Origin of the sequence: Dolichospermum compactum NIES-806 (assembly GCF_002368115.1) — a bacterium.
Taxonomy (GTDB): domain Bacteria; phylum Cyanobacteriota; class Cyanobacteriia; order Cyanobacteriales; family Nostocaceae; genus Dolichospermum; species Dolichospermum compactum.
Map to the genome: position 1 here is coordinate 864211 of NZ_AP018316.1, position 14399 is coordinate 878609.

The 14399-nt window shown below is 36.6% G+C and carries 14 protein-coding genes; 10 read left to right on the top strand and 4 right to left on the bottom strand.

From position 1 onward, the window contains the following. The first annotated feature begins 87 nt into the window (after positions 1-87). The 3 genes from CA730_RS04065 (at position 88) to CA730_RS04075 (ending at position 1277) form a co-directional block, all read left to right on the top strand. Positions 88-627 carry a hypothetical protein gene (locus tag CA730_RS04065; RefSeq protein WP_096664306.1) on the top strand — a complete coding sequence of 180 codons (540 nt, stop codon included), beginning with the start codon at positions 88-90 and terminating at the stop codon, positions 625-627. A gap of 159 nt (positions 628-786) precedes the next feature. Beyond that, positions 787-1002, top strand: coding sequence for a hypothetical protein (locus CA730_RS04070; protein WP_096664309.1), 216 nt, complete (start codon positions 787-789; stop codon positions 1000-1002). Between the two features lie 5 nt (positions 1003-1007). Continuing rightward, entirely contained in the window at positions 1008-1277 is a 270-nt protein-coding gene (locus CA730_RS04075; protein ID WP_096664312.1) for a type II toxin-antitoxin system RelE family toxin, read from the top strand. A 38-nt stretch (positions 1278-1315) separates the two neighbouring features. On the opposite strand, the gene CA730_RS04080 is transcribed toward CA730_RS04075, so the two are convergent. Continuing rightward, positions 1316-1774: a DUF29 domain-containing protein gene (locus tag CA730_RS04080; RefSeq protein ID WP_096664316.1), complete on the bottom strand. Its 459-nt coding sequence runs from the start codon at positions 1772-1774 to the stop codon at positions 1316-1318. A 201-nt stretch (positions 1775-1975) separates the two neighbouring features. Between CA730_RS04080 and CA730_RS04085 the strand changes: the two genes are divergently transcribed. The 6 genes from CA730_RS04085 to CA730_RS04110 all read left to right on the top strand — a co-directional run bounded on the left by CA730_RS04085 (position 1976) and on the right by CA730_RS04110 (position 10440). Beyond that, entirely contained in the window at positions 1976-3664 is a 1689-nt protein-coding gene (locus tag CA730_RS04085; RefSeq protein WP_096664319.1) for an NAD(P)H-quinone oxidoreductase subunit 4, read from the top strand. Between the two features lie 176 nt (positions 3665-3840). Beyond that, positions 3841-4452, top strand: a complete 612-nt coding sequence (locus CA730_RS04090) for a hypothetical protein (protein ID WP_096664322.1) — start codon at positions 3841-3843, stop codon at positions 4450-4452. A gap of 77 nt (positions 4453-4529) precedes the next feature. Further along, entirely contained in the window at positions 4530-4781 is a 252-nt protein-coding gene (locus tag CA730_RS04095; protein ID WP_096664325.1) for a BolA family protein, read from the top strand. Between the two features lie 94 nt (positions 4782-4875). Beyond that, entirely contained in the window at positions 4876-5199 is a 324-nt protein-coding gene (grxD, locus tag CA730_RS04100; RefSeq protein WP_039199298.1) for a Grx4 family monothiol glutaredoxin, read from the top strand. A gap of 122 nt (positions 5200-5321) precedes the next feature. Further along, the gene (locus CA730_RS04105) at positions 5322-9626 is read left to right on the top strand and encodes an AAA domain-containing protein (RefSeq protein WP_096664328.1); all 4305 of its coding nucleotides are present in this window, start codon (positions 5322-5324) and stop codon (positions 9624-9626) included. Next, the gene (locus CA730_RS04110; RefSeq protein ID WP_231939970.1) at positions 9604-10440 is read left to right on the top strand and encodes a hypothetical protein; all 837 of its coding nucleotides are present in this window, start codon (positions 9604-9606) and stop codon (positions 10438-10440) included. Before CA730_RS04105 ends, CA730_RS04110 begins: the two co-directional genes overlap by 23 nt. 102 nt (positions 10441-10542) lie before the next feature. Here the strand turns inward: CA730_RS04110 and CA730_RS04115 are convergent, their stop codons facing one another. Together CA730_RS04115 and CA730_RS04120 are read right to left on the bottom strand one after the other, a co-directional pair. Continuing rightward, entirely contained in the window at positions 10543-11022 is a 480-nt protein-coding gene (locus tag CA730_RS04115; RefSeq protein WP_096664331.1) for a hypothetical protein, read from the bottom strand. 287 nt (positions 11023-11309) lie between these two features. Then, positions 11310-11564 carry a DUF6761 family protein gene (locus CA730_RS04120; RefSeq protein WP_096664334.1) on the bottom strand — a complete coding sequence of 85 codons (255 nt, stop codon included), beginning with the start codon at positions 11562-11564 and terminating at the stop codon, positions 11310-11312. Between the two features lie 884 nt (positions 11565-12448). On the opposite strand from CA730_RS04120, the gene CA730_RS04125 reads away from it, so the two are divergent. Beyond that, complete coding sequence (locus tag CA730_RS04125; RefSeq protein ID WP_096664337.1) at positions 12449-13219, top strand: response regulator transcription factor; 771 nt, start codon at positions 12449-12451, stop codon at positions 13217-13219. A 137-nt stretch (positions 13220-13356) separates the two neighbouring features. Here the strand turns inward: CA730_RS04125 and CA730_RS04130 are convergent, their stop codons facing one another. Then, complete coding sequence (locus CA730_RS04130) at positions 13357-14100, bottom strand: ABC transporter ATP-binding protein (RefSeq protein WP_096664340.1); 744 nt, start codon at positions 14098-14100, stop codon at positions 13357-13359. Between the last annotated feature and the right edge of the window lie 299 nt (positions 14101-14399).

The following is a 14399-nucleotide window of genomic DNA, read 5'->3' on the forward strand; positions in this document are numbered from 1 at the left end:
GGCTGGGTAATTCCCAGCCTAAAAAATTCAGATGTAAATAATTAACTAACCTAGCCTGCAATTCTATCCAATAGGAATACTAAATATATGGTGCAATTTTATAATATGTTAGATTCTGTTCAGCATTTTACTGCTCAACAAATTTTGATTCAAGAACTTTTCGATGAAGAATATTGGCTAAAACTCTACCAAAGCAACTCAAGTCATCGAGCAATAAAGAGATATCAAATTTGTCAACAAATGATTGAACAAGGTGGAGTTATTAAATTACCTGAAAATACTGATATTTTACCTAAACTTACTTCTATATTGCTTGATAACTATATTTTTGCCAAAGTTAGTGGAGGGAATACTGCAAATTTTTCTCTAGGAGATTTTGCAAACTATGGTGATCCAAAAGTCAGACAGAGTATAGCATCTCAGTTAAAGAAAGAAAAAACAGATGCTTTTTCAAGTTTAATGACGGAACTTTCTTTCGGAGCTTGGTTTTTAAGTAAAAAAGTATTTCAACTTACTGCAACTGAAGATGAGGGTTTAGCAGATTTTAAAATAGATATACATGGTCATCCAATTCCTATAATTGTAGATATTTATCAGACACTCGAATCCCATTCAACCTTTACCTGATAATTTTGATAAGTCTTTTGAAAACGACTGGGGATATGAGGCTGTCATTATCGTCAATTGGAAAAATAGGGAAGTATAGAGATAAAATTAGTTTAGGTTTATAAAACCCAACACCACAAACTAAAACCCAACCTTGTATAATGAATTTTGGAGTAACAAATGCTAAATCTTGAATATCTTACCAACACAGAAGGAAATACTATTGCAGTGGTAATTCCTATTGACATTTGGAGACAATTACTACCTACAGAAAATGCTTCTTTGGATGAACTTGCTGAAGCAGTAGAAGACTATTGTATGAACAAAGCTATGAATGAATCTGTGAATACCCCATTGCTAAATCGAGCCAAAGCCTTAGCCTATCTTGAGGAATAATTATCTTGGAAGTCCAATACCGTCAGGCTTTTTTGAAAGACCTGAAACAATTGAAGAGTTCGACATCATACCAACGCATCTACGAACTTGCATTTACAACTCTAGAAAAAATTAACTTGTTAGAGGAGATTCCTGATATTAAAGCCATGCGAGGTTACACTGGTCGCTATCGTATTCGTATTGGTGATTATCGTATTGGCATAGAAGTTAATGGAGATATTATAGAAGTAATGCGCGTTCTACATCGTCGGGAGTTTTATCGTTATTTTCCCTAGAAATTGGCTACATTTTATGACAAAACAACACCATAAAATCAAGCAAAATTCCAAAACTTCTCACTCAAAAGCGCATCAACATTCAGACTAAACTCCCACACATCAGGAAACTGAAAACTAGGATAATCTTCCCTAACTTCCATCAGTGCCTCTTCCCAAGATTGATCTAATACTGCTGTAAAATATCGCTTCAGACTAGGGGATTGTTTAAGAAGAATTCTTAATTGACGACGTTGTTCTCGAATTGTCACTTCCCAGCCACGATTATCATATTCACTACTAACATAAATCCGTTTTAATAAATGCACCCATAGCACAATTAGGCGGCTTTCAATCTCAGCCCTATCCCTACTCGCCAAGATTTCCATCTCCTCAATTAAATGTTCCACATCCAAATCGTGAAAATCTCGCGCCTTGAGTTTTAGGATTGTCTCCTCTAACCAGAGGTACTGATCTCGATTGTCAAGACCTGTTTTAGCCAATTGAATTTCAGTCATTGATTTAACAGTACGTCTAATACCTTATTTTAAATCATCGGGGAGACAAAGGAAACCGTTGTTAATCAAATCAATCCTAAGCATAAGATTTATTTAGGTATATATTCTCCTATGCTAAACTGGGGGAAAAACTTATAAAGAAATTGTTAAAAAGTTTAGTACAATAACATCATTCACCAATAAGTATTTTTTCCTATTGACATGATAGCGGATCAATTTCCTTGGCTTACCGCGATTGTCCTATTTCCACTTGTAGCATCCTTTCTCATCCCTGTATTGCCAGATAAAGATGGCAAACTCGTCAGATGGTATGCACTGGGCGTAGGTATTGCCGACTTTATTTTAATGTGTTGTGCCTTTTGGCAACATTACGACGCCAGTAATGCGAATTTTCAACTGGTAGAAAATTATGTCTGGATGCCTCAATTGGGCTTAAACTGGGCTGTTTCTGTGGATGGTATTTCCGCCCCCTTGGTACTTTTGGCGGGATTTGTCACCACACTGGCGATTTTTTCGGCTTGGCAAGTTGACCGGAGACCAAAGCTTTTCTATTTTCTCATGCTTGTGTTGTATTCTGCACAGGTTGGGGTATTTGTCGCCCAAGACTTGCTGTTATTTTTCATTATGTGGGAAGTCGAACTAATCCCCGTATATTTACTCGTTTGTATTTGGGGTGGACAACGACGACGCTACGCAGCTACAAAATTTTTACTTTATACCGCAGCGGCTTCTATATTTATCTTGGTAGCAGCCCTAGCAATGGGGCTATATGGCGGCGGAAATGTAACTTTTGATGTTGCAGAACTTGCCCATAAAGAATATCCTCTCACTCTGCAACTACTACTATATGCGGGTTTGTTAATTGCCTTTGGCGTAAAATTGGCAATTTTCCCCTTGCATACTTGGCTACCAGATGCTCACGGAGAAGCATCTTCTCCAGTATCTATGATTTTGGCGGGTGTGCTGTTGAAAATGGGCGGATATGGACTAATTCGCCTAAATCTTGACCTACTTGCCGATGCTCATGTTTACTTTGCCCCGGTTCTAGCTATTATCGGTGTTGTCAACATTATCTATGGTGCTTTAAATTCCTTTGCCCAAACGAATATGAAACGGCGTTTGGCTTATTCGTCAATTTCCCACATGGGTTTTGTCCTGATAGGAATTGCCTCTTTTACCGATTTGGGTATCAACGGTGCAATGTTGCAGATGATATCACATGGTTTAATTGCTTCCGTGTTATTCTTCTTGGCAGGTGTCACCTATGATCGCTCTCGCACGATGATGATGGCAGAAATGGGCGGTATTGGTCAAGCTATGCCGAAAGTATTTGCGTTATTCACAATGGGGGCTATGGCATCATTGGCTTTACCGGGAATGAGTGGCTTTGTTGGCGAACTTTCCGTATTTGTGGGTATCACAACTAGCGATGTTTACACTTCCACATTTTGCACCGTCACCGTCTTTTTAGCCGCTGTGGGCGTTATCCTCACACCTATTTATCTACTGTCCATGCTGCGTCAAGTGTTTTATGGTTCCGGTGCAGCCCTGATTTGCGATATTAACAATGCCGATTTAGAAAATCAGGAAGATGAAGGGACGGCTTGTTTTGGTACAGATTGCCTTTTACCAACGGAAACTGTATACACTGATGCCAGACCCCGTGAAGTGTTTATTGCTGCCTGTTTTCTGGTGCTGATTATTGGTATTGGTTTCTACCCCAAGGTGGCTATGCAAATGTATGATGCAAAAACTGTGGCTGTCAATGCTCATGTTCGCCAATCTTATACGATTATTTCCCAAACCAATCCTCATATTTATGCGAGTGGATTCTTAAATCCGCAGATTCCAGCGACTGAGTTAACACCTGTTTTGGGAACTTTAAAATAGGTAACTGACGACTAACAAAAAGTATGGAGAATATATCCTCTAGCGTTAGTTGGAGGATTTTCTCTTTTGCTTTTTGAATAGTTATCGAGTGTCTGACGTTATCTCTAGGACAAAGAGAGTTAAGATACACAAGGTTTCCCAACTTTTTCTATAGAATTGTTGCACTAATTAAACTCATGAATGCTGCTACCTTAATTCGCTTTACATCTTTATCAATCATAGTATTTTTGGGACTGCTATCACCTGCCTATGCTGAAGGGAAAAAGGTATCTAATCCTGTAAATCAAGCCAAACCCGCTGAAAAACCAAAACCGACGGAACAACCAAAAGCTATTGATAGAGATCAACCTAATACCCTTAGTCCCACAGGAATAAGTAATAATCTTTTAAGTATAGAGGGAGGCGATCGCTTGATGAAAGAATCAACCGAAGCCGTTTCTAATCAAAACTACGCCCTAGCAGCCAAAAAACTCCAAGAAGCCCGCCAAGTTTATAATCAATTATCAAGCTTTTACCAAGACCTCAACTCTAGTTTTGCAGGTATTGACATTCGCGCCGCCGATGCCTACCGCAAAAATGCTTTAACAACTGCCCAAAAGCGCGATGAAGCCACCTATCAATTAGCCCTAGTACACCGATCTCAAAATCAGCCAGAATTGGCCATACCTTTACTAGTGCAAGTCATCAAAAGTCAAAACCCCACCAGAGAACTAGGAACAAAAGCATACCAACAATTATTTGAACTAGGTTTTGTAGATGTCCCCTTTCCTCGTCAAGGTAAAAAATAATCGGCAAATGCTAATAGGCAACAGCCAACCGCTACATATCTGTTAATAATAGAGAAGTAAGTTTTTCAGGAATTGCGATAATGAGTCCGCAACAGGTAGAGACAATGATCAAGGCACAAATGCCAGATGCCCAAGTGCAAGTAAAAGACTTGACAGGTGGTGGTGATCACTATCAGGTAACAGTAGTTTCATCGCAGTTTGCAGATAAGGGACTGGTGCAACAACACCAACTAGTTTATGGCGCATTGCAACAAGCCATGTCCAGTGAAGCGATTCATGCTTTAGCACTTAAAACCTACACTCCCGAAGATTGGCAAGCAACAAACTAATTTTAGATTTTAGATTTGGGATTTTGGATTAGGAAAACAAAATCTAAGATCGTATCAACTCTTGAATTTCAGTAACATCAGGAAATAACTAATCATGACCCCAGAACTTAAAGAAAGAATTGATACTTTGGTAGAAGAAAACAAAATTATGGTTTTCATGAAGGGCAATAAATTAATGCCCCAATGTGGTTTCTCTAATAACGTTGTCCAAATTCTCAATACATTAGGAGTTCCCTTTGAAACCATTGACGTACTTGCAGATCAAGAAATTCGTCAAGGCATCAAAGAATATTCTAACTGGCCAACAATTCCCCAAGTGTACATTAATGGTCAATTCGTTGGCGGTTCTGATATTTTGATTGAAATGTACAATAAAGGTGAATTACAACAAGCGGTAGAAGTAGCACTAGCTTCTTAAAATCATTTATTAGGTGTAGGTTGGGTTAAGGAACGCAACCCAACACCTATCTCTATTGGCAACAATTTCAAATTTATTTTTAAATATTAAATTATTTATTACTCCTATTTACTACCAAAACTATGAATAATAAAACAAAGATAGAAGATTGTGGTTATACATTCATAGGTTCAGCCGTTGATAATTTAGTTCGCCATTTTGAAGGTCAATCATCCCTACAATTATATCCTGACTTTCGAGAACGGCGAGAACTTGCCAATGAATTATTATTTGATTTAGTTGGTAAACAACCGGGGTTATTTTATATTCGTCGTCAAGGAACAGGAAAAGAATCAGGAGAAGAGATTTGGGAACTAACTATAGCCACAGACCAAGATAACTTTCAACTTCCAAAAAAATTAAAAAAGCTAGGAAAGACCCTAGCATTCAAAGCTGCCATTCGTCAAGATGGACATGGCGGATTTAAAATTTTATCAGCTTATTTACTACATGAATTGCGAGGAAATATTGACGGCTATGCCTTACCCTATTGGTTGCGACTAAGCCCAAATCATCAACATCGTTTGGATATTCCCAAACCATTATTGGCAAAAATAAAAAATATGCCAATTTGCGGAAATCATGTCCCCACCGAAGATCAACTTAAAGCTTGGAAAGCCTTCTTAAAAGTAGAAGAACGTATTGCTAAATCACGCCAATTTTGTGTATCTTTTCTGCTTGCTAACAATAGCTCAAATTCTCGACAAATCGCGTTAGAAATTAAAGTTAACTCAGCCACATTAGATGGTTCTGAAGAGAATATTTTAGGTGTGGATAATTTCTGGGAACGAGTCAAAAAAGCCAAAAATCAGGAAGTCAACTTTCTCAATTCCGTACCGACAGATAAAAATCGTCGCCAGAGTCGTCAATTAGGAACTATTGAAAAAATTGATCAAAAACATAATCTTATTCATATTCGCCTAGAACGAGAACTAATTGAATATATAGCCAAAGGTAATTATCAACTTCCTGACAAAGGCTACTTATTTTTTGATGCTGCTGGAGACATCAAACAAATCGAACGCAAAGAAAAAGCTCTAGAACAATTAAGACAAGGACGCACTCAAAATCCCTATTTAGGTAACTTTCTCTTTGACGCTTCCCAAGCCAGACCGATTATCAAAAGGATTAAACTAAACTCAAAAGACTTATTATTATCCTCCGCAAATGCTGGACAAAAAGCCGCAGTCGAAAAAGTCTTGTCTGCAGAAGACTTAGTGTTGATTCAAGGACCACCAGGTACAGGAAAAACTACCGTAATTGCGGAAATTTGCTATCAGGTAGCCTTGCGTGGAGGACGGACATTAATTACCTCTCAAGCCAATTTAGCCGTTGATAACGCCCTCAGTCGCTTAGTTCATAATCCCGTTATTCGCGCTATTAGAAAAGGACGAGCCGAAAAAGTTGGCGAAGAAGGACAGCCATTTTTAGAAGATCAAGTAATCGGCACATGGCTACAAAATACGGCGACTGACTGTGAAAATAATCTCAGTCAACGGCACAAAAATATCAAAATCCTCAATCAATTATTACTATTATTACCACGATTTACAGACTATTTTCTCGCAGAAGCAGAAATAAATCAGCAACAGAATGAACTTAAAACTGAAAAACAAACTTTAGAAGCCTCTTATCAAAATCAACAGCTTGAATATCAGCAAACATTAATCAAGCAAAAAGAAATTGAATATTTAATTACTGGTTTAGAAAATATCCTGAAAAATTCCACAAATATAGATTGGGAATCTTCGGAAATTAACAATTTTTTACCACAAATTAAACCTTATACAGAAAATAACCAAGAATTAGTAGATTTTCGAGAAAATGTGCGTCAAACTATCAAATGTATTGAAGAACTGGGTTTTGTCCGTCCAGGTTTTGGTGCATTTGGATTAGCGATTTGGTTACAGGAAAATATCACGACTCATCTTTCTGGATTTAAACCAGGATTAAAAAATGCTAATGATGTAGGTTTAGCCATTTCCGAAGTAGCCAAATTGGTTTATATTTTTCAACAGTATTCTGTATCCTTGGAGAAATTAGAAACAGATTATCAGAAATTTAATACCCAAAATGATTTACAGCCAACAATCCAAATTTGGGAAAATCGCAAACGGGAAATTGATTATATTATTGAAGCCATTGTCGAATGGAAATCTACAGCTTACAACAACTTGTATCAAGTTTTAAAAGAATGTCAACAATCTAATTTAGTTTTAACAGAAAACATGGTAGATTTACCATTAGGTTTATTGATGTTTGCCAAGACATTAAAATTAACTATTGTTCCCAAAAATTATCAAATCAGTTTGCCAGATTGGGGAGTATTAACAAAAGCCATATCTTATGAAATAGAAGGTAACTTTACAGATAGAAAAGGTAAAAAATATGATTTTAGTTATTTTTTACAGAAAAGTTTTAGTCAGATTCCGATAGTATTATCAAAACCCGATCAAATTCAATGGCAAACAACCTATCAAAAACTCCAAAATTATCAACTCCTCAATCCTAAACAGCGAAAATTGCTAGTTGAAAATACTCAAGTCTTTTTAATTAGATTGGAAAAAATTTATGGTAATTCCTTTGAATGGAAGAATATTGAAGCTACTCTTACCCGTATTACCCAAGAATTACTAGATATTATCTTAGTTCATGCCCGTCAATGTGTTTTAAGAGTTAAAACTGAAGCTGAACAACAATTACAAATCTTACACCAGCAATTTCAAGAACTTCCGCAAAATGCAATTTCTTCAGAACAAATATCTGAAGCTAAATTTCAGGTAAAAAAAAGCAAAGAAGCTGCTAATTTAAAACTAGCAGAAGTTATCCATAACTTACAAGCACTGCATAAACAGCAAAATATCCCTTTGCCATTAAGGATTATGGCAGAAAAATATCTGACTAGACAAGCAAATATTTGGGAACAAACACAGGAATTTTCTCAGCAAGTAAAATTTTGGGAAAATCGCGTCAATGAAATGGAAACTCTGATTTCCTCATTAGCACCTTTTACCATTTTAGCAACTATTAAAGACTCTTTAAATCAGGAGTTCATAAATTTGCAAGCAGAAGCTGATATTTATAAACAAGAAATTGAAGAATTACAAAGAAAAATATCTGATTTAGAACAGAAATTACAATTACATTTATCAGATAGTTTAATTAGCGAACGGAATTGGTGGCAGTCAATTTGGCAAACAATCCCAGATAAACTCAAACCAGAATTATCTAATGATAATTTATTTGATTCAGACTCTTTATGCAGTATTCAAAATAAATTTAAGTCATGGAAACGACAGCTAAAAAGTGAAGAAAATTATTTGCAAAAATATCAAAACTTTGTGAAAGATTGGGTTGCAAAACTTCGTAAACCTTCAGAACAAGATAGTAAAGATTTAAGGGGGATTTATTTAGATAATGCTAACGTTGTCGGTATTACTTGCGTTCAAGCGGCAAATTATAATTTCTCAGAAGAATTTCAATCTTTTGATGTTGTGATTATTGATGAAGTTAGTAAATGCACTCCTCCAGAATTGCTAATTCCGGCTTTAAAAGGTAAAAAATTAGTCATGGTAGGAGATCATCGGCAATTACCACCTATGCTTGATACTAGCACTGTGGAAGAAGTTGCGAAAACAATGGGTAATACCAGAGAAGAATTGCAATTTTTAGAAGAGTCATTATTTAAAAGTCAGTTTGAAACCGCCGATAAAAGCATTAAAAAAATGCTGAATACTCAATATCGAATGCACCCGATGATTATGGGCGCAATTAATCAATTTTATCATGGTAAATTGGAATGTGGGATTTTAGAACCTGATACAAAACGCGCTCATAATTTAGCAGGGGAAATTATTCAACCGGATCATCATCTATGTTGGGTAAAAATGCCTAGAGAAAATCAATTTCAAGAAGAACGCAATGGAACTTCATTTTTTAATATTAAGGAAATTGATGTGATTGAAAGTATCTGTCAGCAATTTGAGCGGGTTTGGGTGCATAAAGTTGCAAATGGAGAACCAAGAAAAGAAATAGCTGTAATTACATTTTATGGCGCTCAATTACGAAAAATTGATGAACGGTTGCAATCTGAGCTTTTCCCTTCTTTACAAATTAGAACAGGTACAGTTGATAGATTTCAAGGTATGGAAAGACCAGTAGTAATTGTCAGTATGGTACGGAATAATCTTCAAGGAGATGTGGGATTTGCAAATAAACCAGAACGGGTGAATGTGGCTTTTTCTCGCGCTCAAGAATTATTAGTAATTGTCGGTTGTCACGATTTATTTACAGCTAAACCCGGTACAGTGGGTAATATGTATTCTGAAGTTGCCAACACTGTTAATTATTATGGAGGTTTTATTGATGTTTCCTGCTTCTGTAGTTAAGAAGATTGATGAAAATCTCAAATATATAGTTGAGAAAATTGAAGCTGAAAATTCTGGTTTGTTAGTTTTAGCTGCGCGTCAATTTGGCTATACCGTAACTCAAAATTCCTTAGAATTAACTATTAAAGAATCTCGCAAATTTAATGTTTTAGAAGAGTTTATTATTCGTGCTGGTATGGAGTTTAATCCCCCACCTACAGCTAATGATTTAGCATCTATTTTAGGACTGGATTCTGTATTTGTTAAAAGTACCATTGCTAATCTACAATCTTTACAAACTCTAGCAGATACATCTCAAATTACTGTCACAGTAGAGGGGAGTTTATTCTATGCACAGGGTTCTGTACCTAAACCTTCATACTCTATCCAAATTTATGCAATTACTGATAATTTAGCCGGGAAAATTACATTTCAATATGAGTCGTTTGAAGATGTTGTAATTAAGCAGCCAGATTTAGCAGAATTTGTGAATATAGAAGCGAAAATTACCGCAATTTCTAGGTTACAACTTGCAGATATTCAGGAAATTATTCAATCTTGCAATTTACCTCTTCATGTCCCCACAGAAGGTAAATTTGTGACTGATTTTAAAGTGAAAGGTATTGCACAAACTATTGAAAGAAATATATCGCTGTTTGTGATTTTTGATGAAAATCTAAATAAATTAAACATCGAAATCAGAAGTGGTCAGGAAATTTTAGAAGCTGCTACCAAGAAGATTGAAGAATTATACAATGACAAAAAGATATCCCTAGAAGAATTGTGTCAATTATCTGAGGAAACCATCCATTTAAAATCAAATCCAGATTACTGACTTCTTAAATAAGTCAGGTATCTATATCAGAAATGAGTTTTTCCATTGATACTCGCTTTTGTTCAATCCACCATAAATAAATTGCAAATACTGTAGAAATAACTAAGAGAATAGTAACCCACATTCCGCACCCCCCGGTGTCACAATCGGTTTTTTCTGATTTTTATCCCCATTTAATGTTGTATTTTGTACCAAAACCAAGAAATATTGGTAGGCGATAGCGAAGCGCTGCTGCAAGCAGTTCGCTAAAACCAAATCTCCAAACGACCAATTTTCGTTGTGTGACAGTTTAGGGTGCGGAAGGTAGGTAGTAATGAAGCGAAAAGTAATTTGTGTACCTAAAACTAATGATTCAACAGGTGCATTAGTGATATTAATATTTGTGTTTAGTTGAGTATTGTTAAGAGTCACAAATGAAAATATAGCTCCCAATTTTTCTATAATTTTTGGTAGTTCTTCTTCTATATCAATGGGAGTTCCTCTTTTGGCAATTACTTTAATCTCTTGGAGAATTTTATCTACTAGGTCTTTATTTTCAGCTAGTTCTCCTTCTCTTAAAGTTGAGTCAAGAATTTGCAACATATTTACCCTAATTTTCAGCCTATTCAATGTCAATTTCACTCAAGAATATTCATAAACTGGAGCCTATTAATTTTCCCTTTTACCGACTGGTAATATAGCATAACAAGCACCGAAGAGCCGCAAATAGACAAAAAAAATTCCCCTTGGTGATGTAAAACTAAGGGGTCTGATTTTATATAAATTGCAGTATTTCCCAAAATTTGTCCCCTATACCCCATTGACCAATGCAAAAATCGTGCTATGATCATCGGCGGTAATGGGCTAGTTAGCAAAATCGGATAGTACCTTTAATAGTAGCCATGTTGTTTTTCGGGTTCTGGTTGAACCATTGCAAAGTTAGATACATCATGCAAATAACGGCTGGCTTCCTCTTCTAAGCGATGAATCCAATATGGTTCAATGATGTTACTATGTCGAAGTGCGGCTAGGTATCCATCCAAATACATCCGCATATCATCCATACGATAACCGCGATTCCATAATTCGACGAAGGCGTCGGTAAGTCTTTGGTAGTAGCGGATGGTTTGTGTGTCCTGGAGCATAACTGCTGTATTAATCTCTTTGCGATGAGAATTGTAGATTATGATTCACGCTTAATGAAGTATCACTTCCCTCTTCTGTATTAACTCATAAGTTAATATTTTCACCTTGGGTGAGACCCCCCAGCAGCTAAAAACTTAATTAGATCCTACGCCAAAAAATTGGAAATATGCTGATTTTGTAAGGTATTTTTACGATTTTTTGTCAAAAGTTAAATCTGATAGCTTGACGTTAGCTATCTATTTGTAACCACAAAGGGTCATTGATTTTTATCCAATTTTTTAGACGTTGTTCACTGGGAATACAAATCTAGCCATGAGTGCATAAATCTGTAAAATCAAGTTTTAGAATTTGTTGGCTGTTTCCGGGATCAATAACAACCTGTCTCTACCTTTGGTTATAATCGGGTGTGATTTTTGTGCTACTCCCTTTGGTAAATGATTGTTCTATCGAGTTTATCATATCTCTGAAGGAGTAGGACAGATTGCTAAAAATAAACTTTAATTATAAAGGGTAGGAGTCAGGAGTCAGGAGGAATCAAAAGAAGAAAAGAAGAAGAAAAGAATGAAGGAAGAAAGAGGAGTGAAAGTGATATGGTTGTATGGCTTTTTGAAGTAAATTTTGTAGCTGATTCTAGTTCATACCGCTACAAGTGATAGGAAAGTAATTTTATTTACCTATTGCCGTTGTCAAATTGATATAATGTAAACGTAATAAAAATTTAATAAAGCTACTAGCTTGGCTGTAAATAAAGTAAAAAATAAATTTTCTGCAAGGTTTTTGAGGGAAATATGAAGAATATGTCTATTGAAGTAACAAAAACTACAAAACCTTAACCATGAGATTGTTAATTTGAGATTCATCAACGCTAAGGGGTCTTGCCACTGTGGGTTCGGTTTGTATAGAAATTGTTGAGGGGAATCCCCATCTGAGGTCGTTGTTGGGTTGGCACTTGCAACAACTAGAATACCGAGTTCATCAAGCTGCCAGTATTTATCAAGCAAAAGAAGTGTTTATCAGCCATCAACCCACTCTAGTCATTCTAGATGCGGATTTATCGGATGGGGATGGGGTAGAGTTTTGCCGCTGGTTACATCGTCAACAGCAGCCTTTGATTCTCATGTTATCTGCTCGTACAAATGAAGCTGATATTGTGACGGGATTAAAAGCGGGTGCGGACGATTATTTAAGCAAACCTTTTGGAATGCAAGAATTTTTGGCTAGGGTTGAGGCAATTATTCGCCGTAACCGGACACCTACTGCACCAGCTTATTTAGATTATGGCAGTTTGCAAATTGATTTAGTTCAGCGTCGGGTGCGTTTTCAAGGAGAGTTTATTGATTTAACGCCCCAGGAGTTCAGTTTATTATACGTTTTAGCACAAGCTGGAGGAGTGCCTTTAAGTAGATCGGAATTATTACGTCGTGCTTGGCCTGATGCTATTGATAATCCCCGTACTATTGATACTCATGTTTTATCGCTACGGAAAAAGGTGGAACTTGATCCACGTCAACCCAGTTTAATTCAAACTATCCGCAATGTGGGATACAGATTTAACATGGAAATTTTGAATGTTAATGTTCCACAAACACAAACAAAATTACCAAGAGAAAGATTTACTAATCAAATTCCTGTACTAACTACTCAAAGTTCATGAAACAGGGAAAGGGGAGCAGGGAACAGATAATGAGTTACAGGAATTCTCGTTCTTATGAAATACAATGGAGGGCGCAGACCCTGCGCCCCTACGAGTTCTGCGATAAAAAACTGTACCTCATAACATCAGAAAGTGCTTTAAGTCCATTCTGCTAGTGCTTGAGTTTCGGCTTGGATTAAGCTGGTTGCTAAGTTATTCCAATCTATTTCAGCGGCAGGTTGATTGACTACTAATTGACCTTGCTGAAGATGTAAGAGGTGGGTACAAAATGCTTGAGCTAAATCTATTTGGCGATTTACCATCAAAATTGCCGAGGAAGGTGGTTGATTTAGGTGGGTGATTACATTCATTAAGTGAGTGGATGTGGGAGTGTCTAAGGCTGATGTAGGCTCATCTAGAAGTAAAATCTGGGGTTCGGTAACTAGGGCGCGAGCGATCGCAATTAACTGTCTTTGTCCAGCAGCAAGTTGCACCTCAGTTCGTCCTAACCATTGTTCAGGAATTTGCAGTTGTTCTTGCCAATAACTGACTTTTTCCTGAATCTTTTGCTTTGGTAGACCGCGCAGAACTAAAGGATAAGCCAAGGCTTCCCCAACTGTCATCCCCAATAACTTAGATTCTTGCTGGACAAGCATTACCTGTTGACGGAGTTGGATAACGGGAATTTGCCGATATTCTTGATTTTGAAGATAAATTCTGCCGCTAGTGGTTTCACTTAAGCGGTTAATGAGGCGTAATAAAGAAGTTTTCCCAGCACCAGATTCACCAACTATAACTAAGCGATCGCCCGGTGATACCCTAAAGGAAATATCCTGTAAAATTGGGTATTGATGCTGATGTTGTAACCGCCGATAAAAATTAACAGATTCTAGCCTCAGCATAGGTAATAGGTGACAATTAACAACTAATAATTATTCTGATATCATGGCGACTTGTGATTAAAAAGATACAAATTTTGCATACTTTAAAACCTATCCTCATCTTATTGAAAATAACTAATTACCAATACTGATATAGCAAGTACCAAGGCGGTTAGGATATCAATAAATGGTCAAGTTCTTGCTACCAAAGAGGTTTTATCCTGACTCCTGACTCCTGACTCCTGACTCCTGCTATATCTGACAATATTTAAGCAGAATCAAAAACCCTTGTCATAATAGATGGGAGTTATATAACCCAA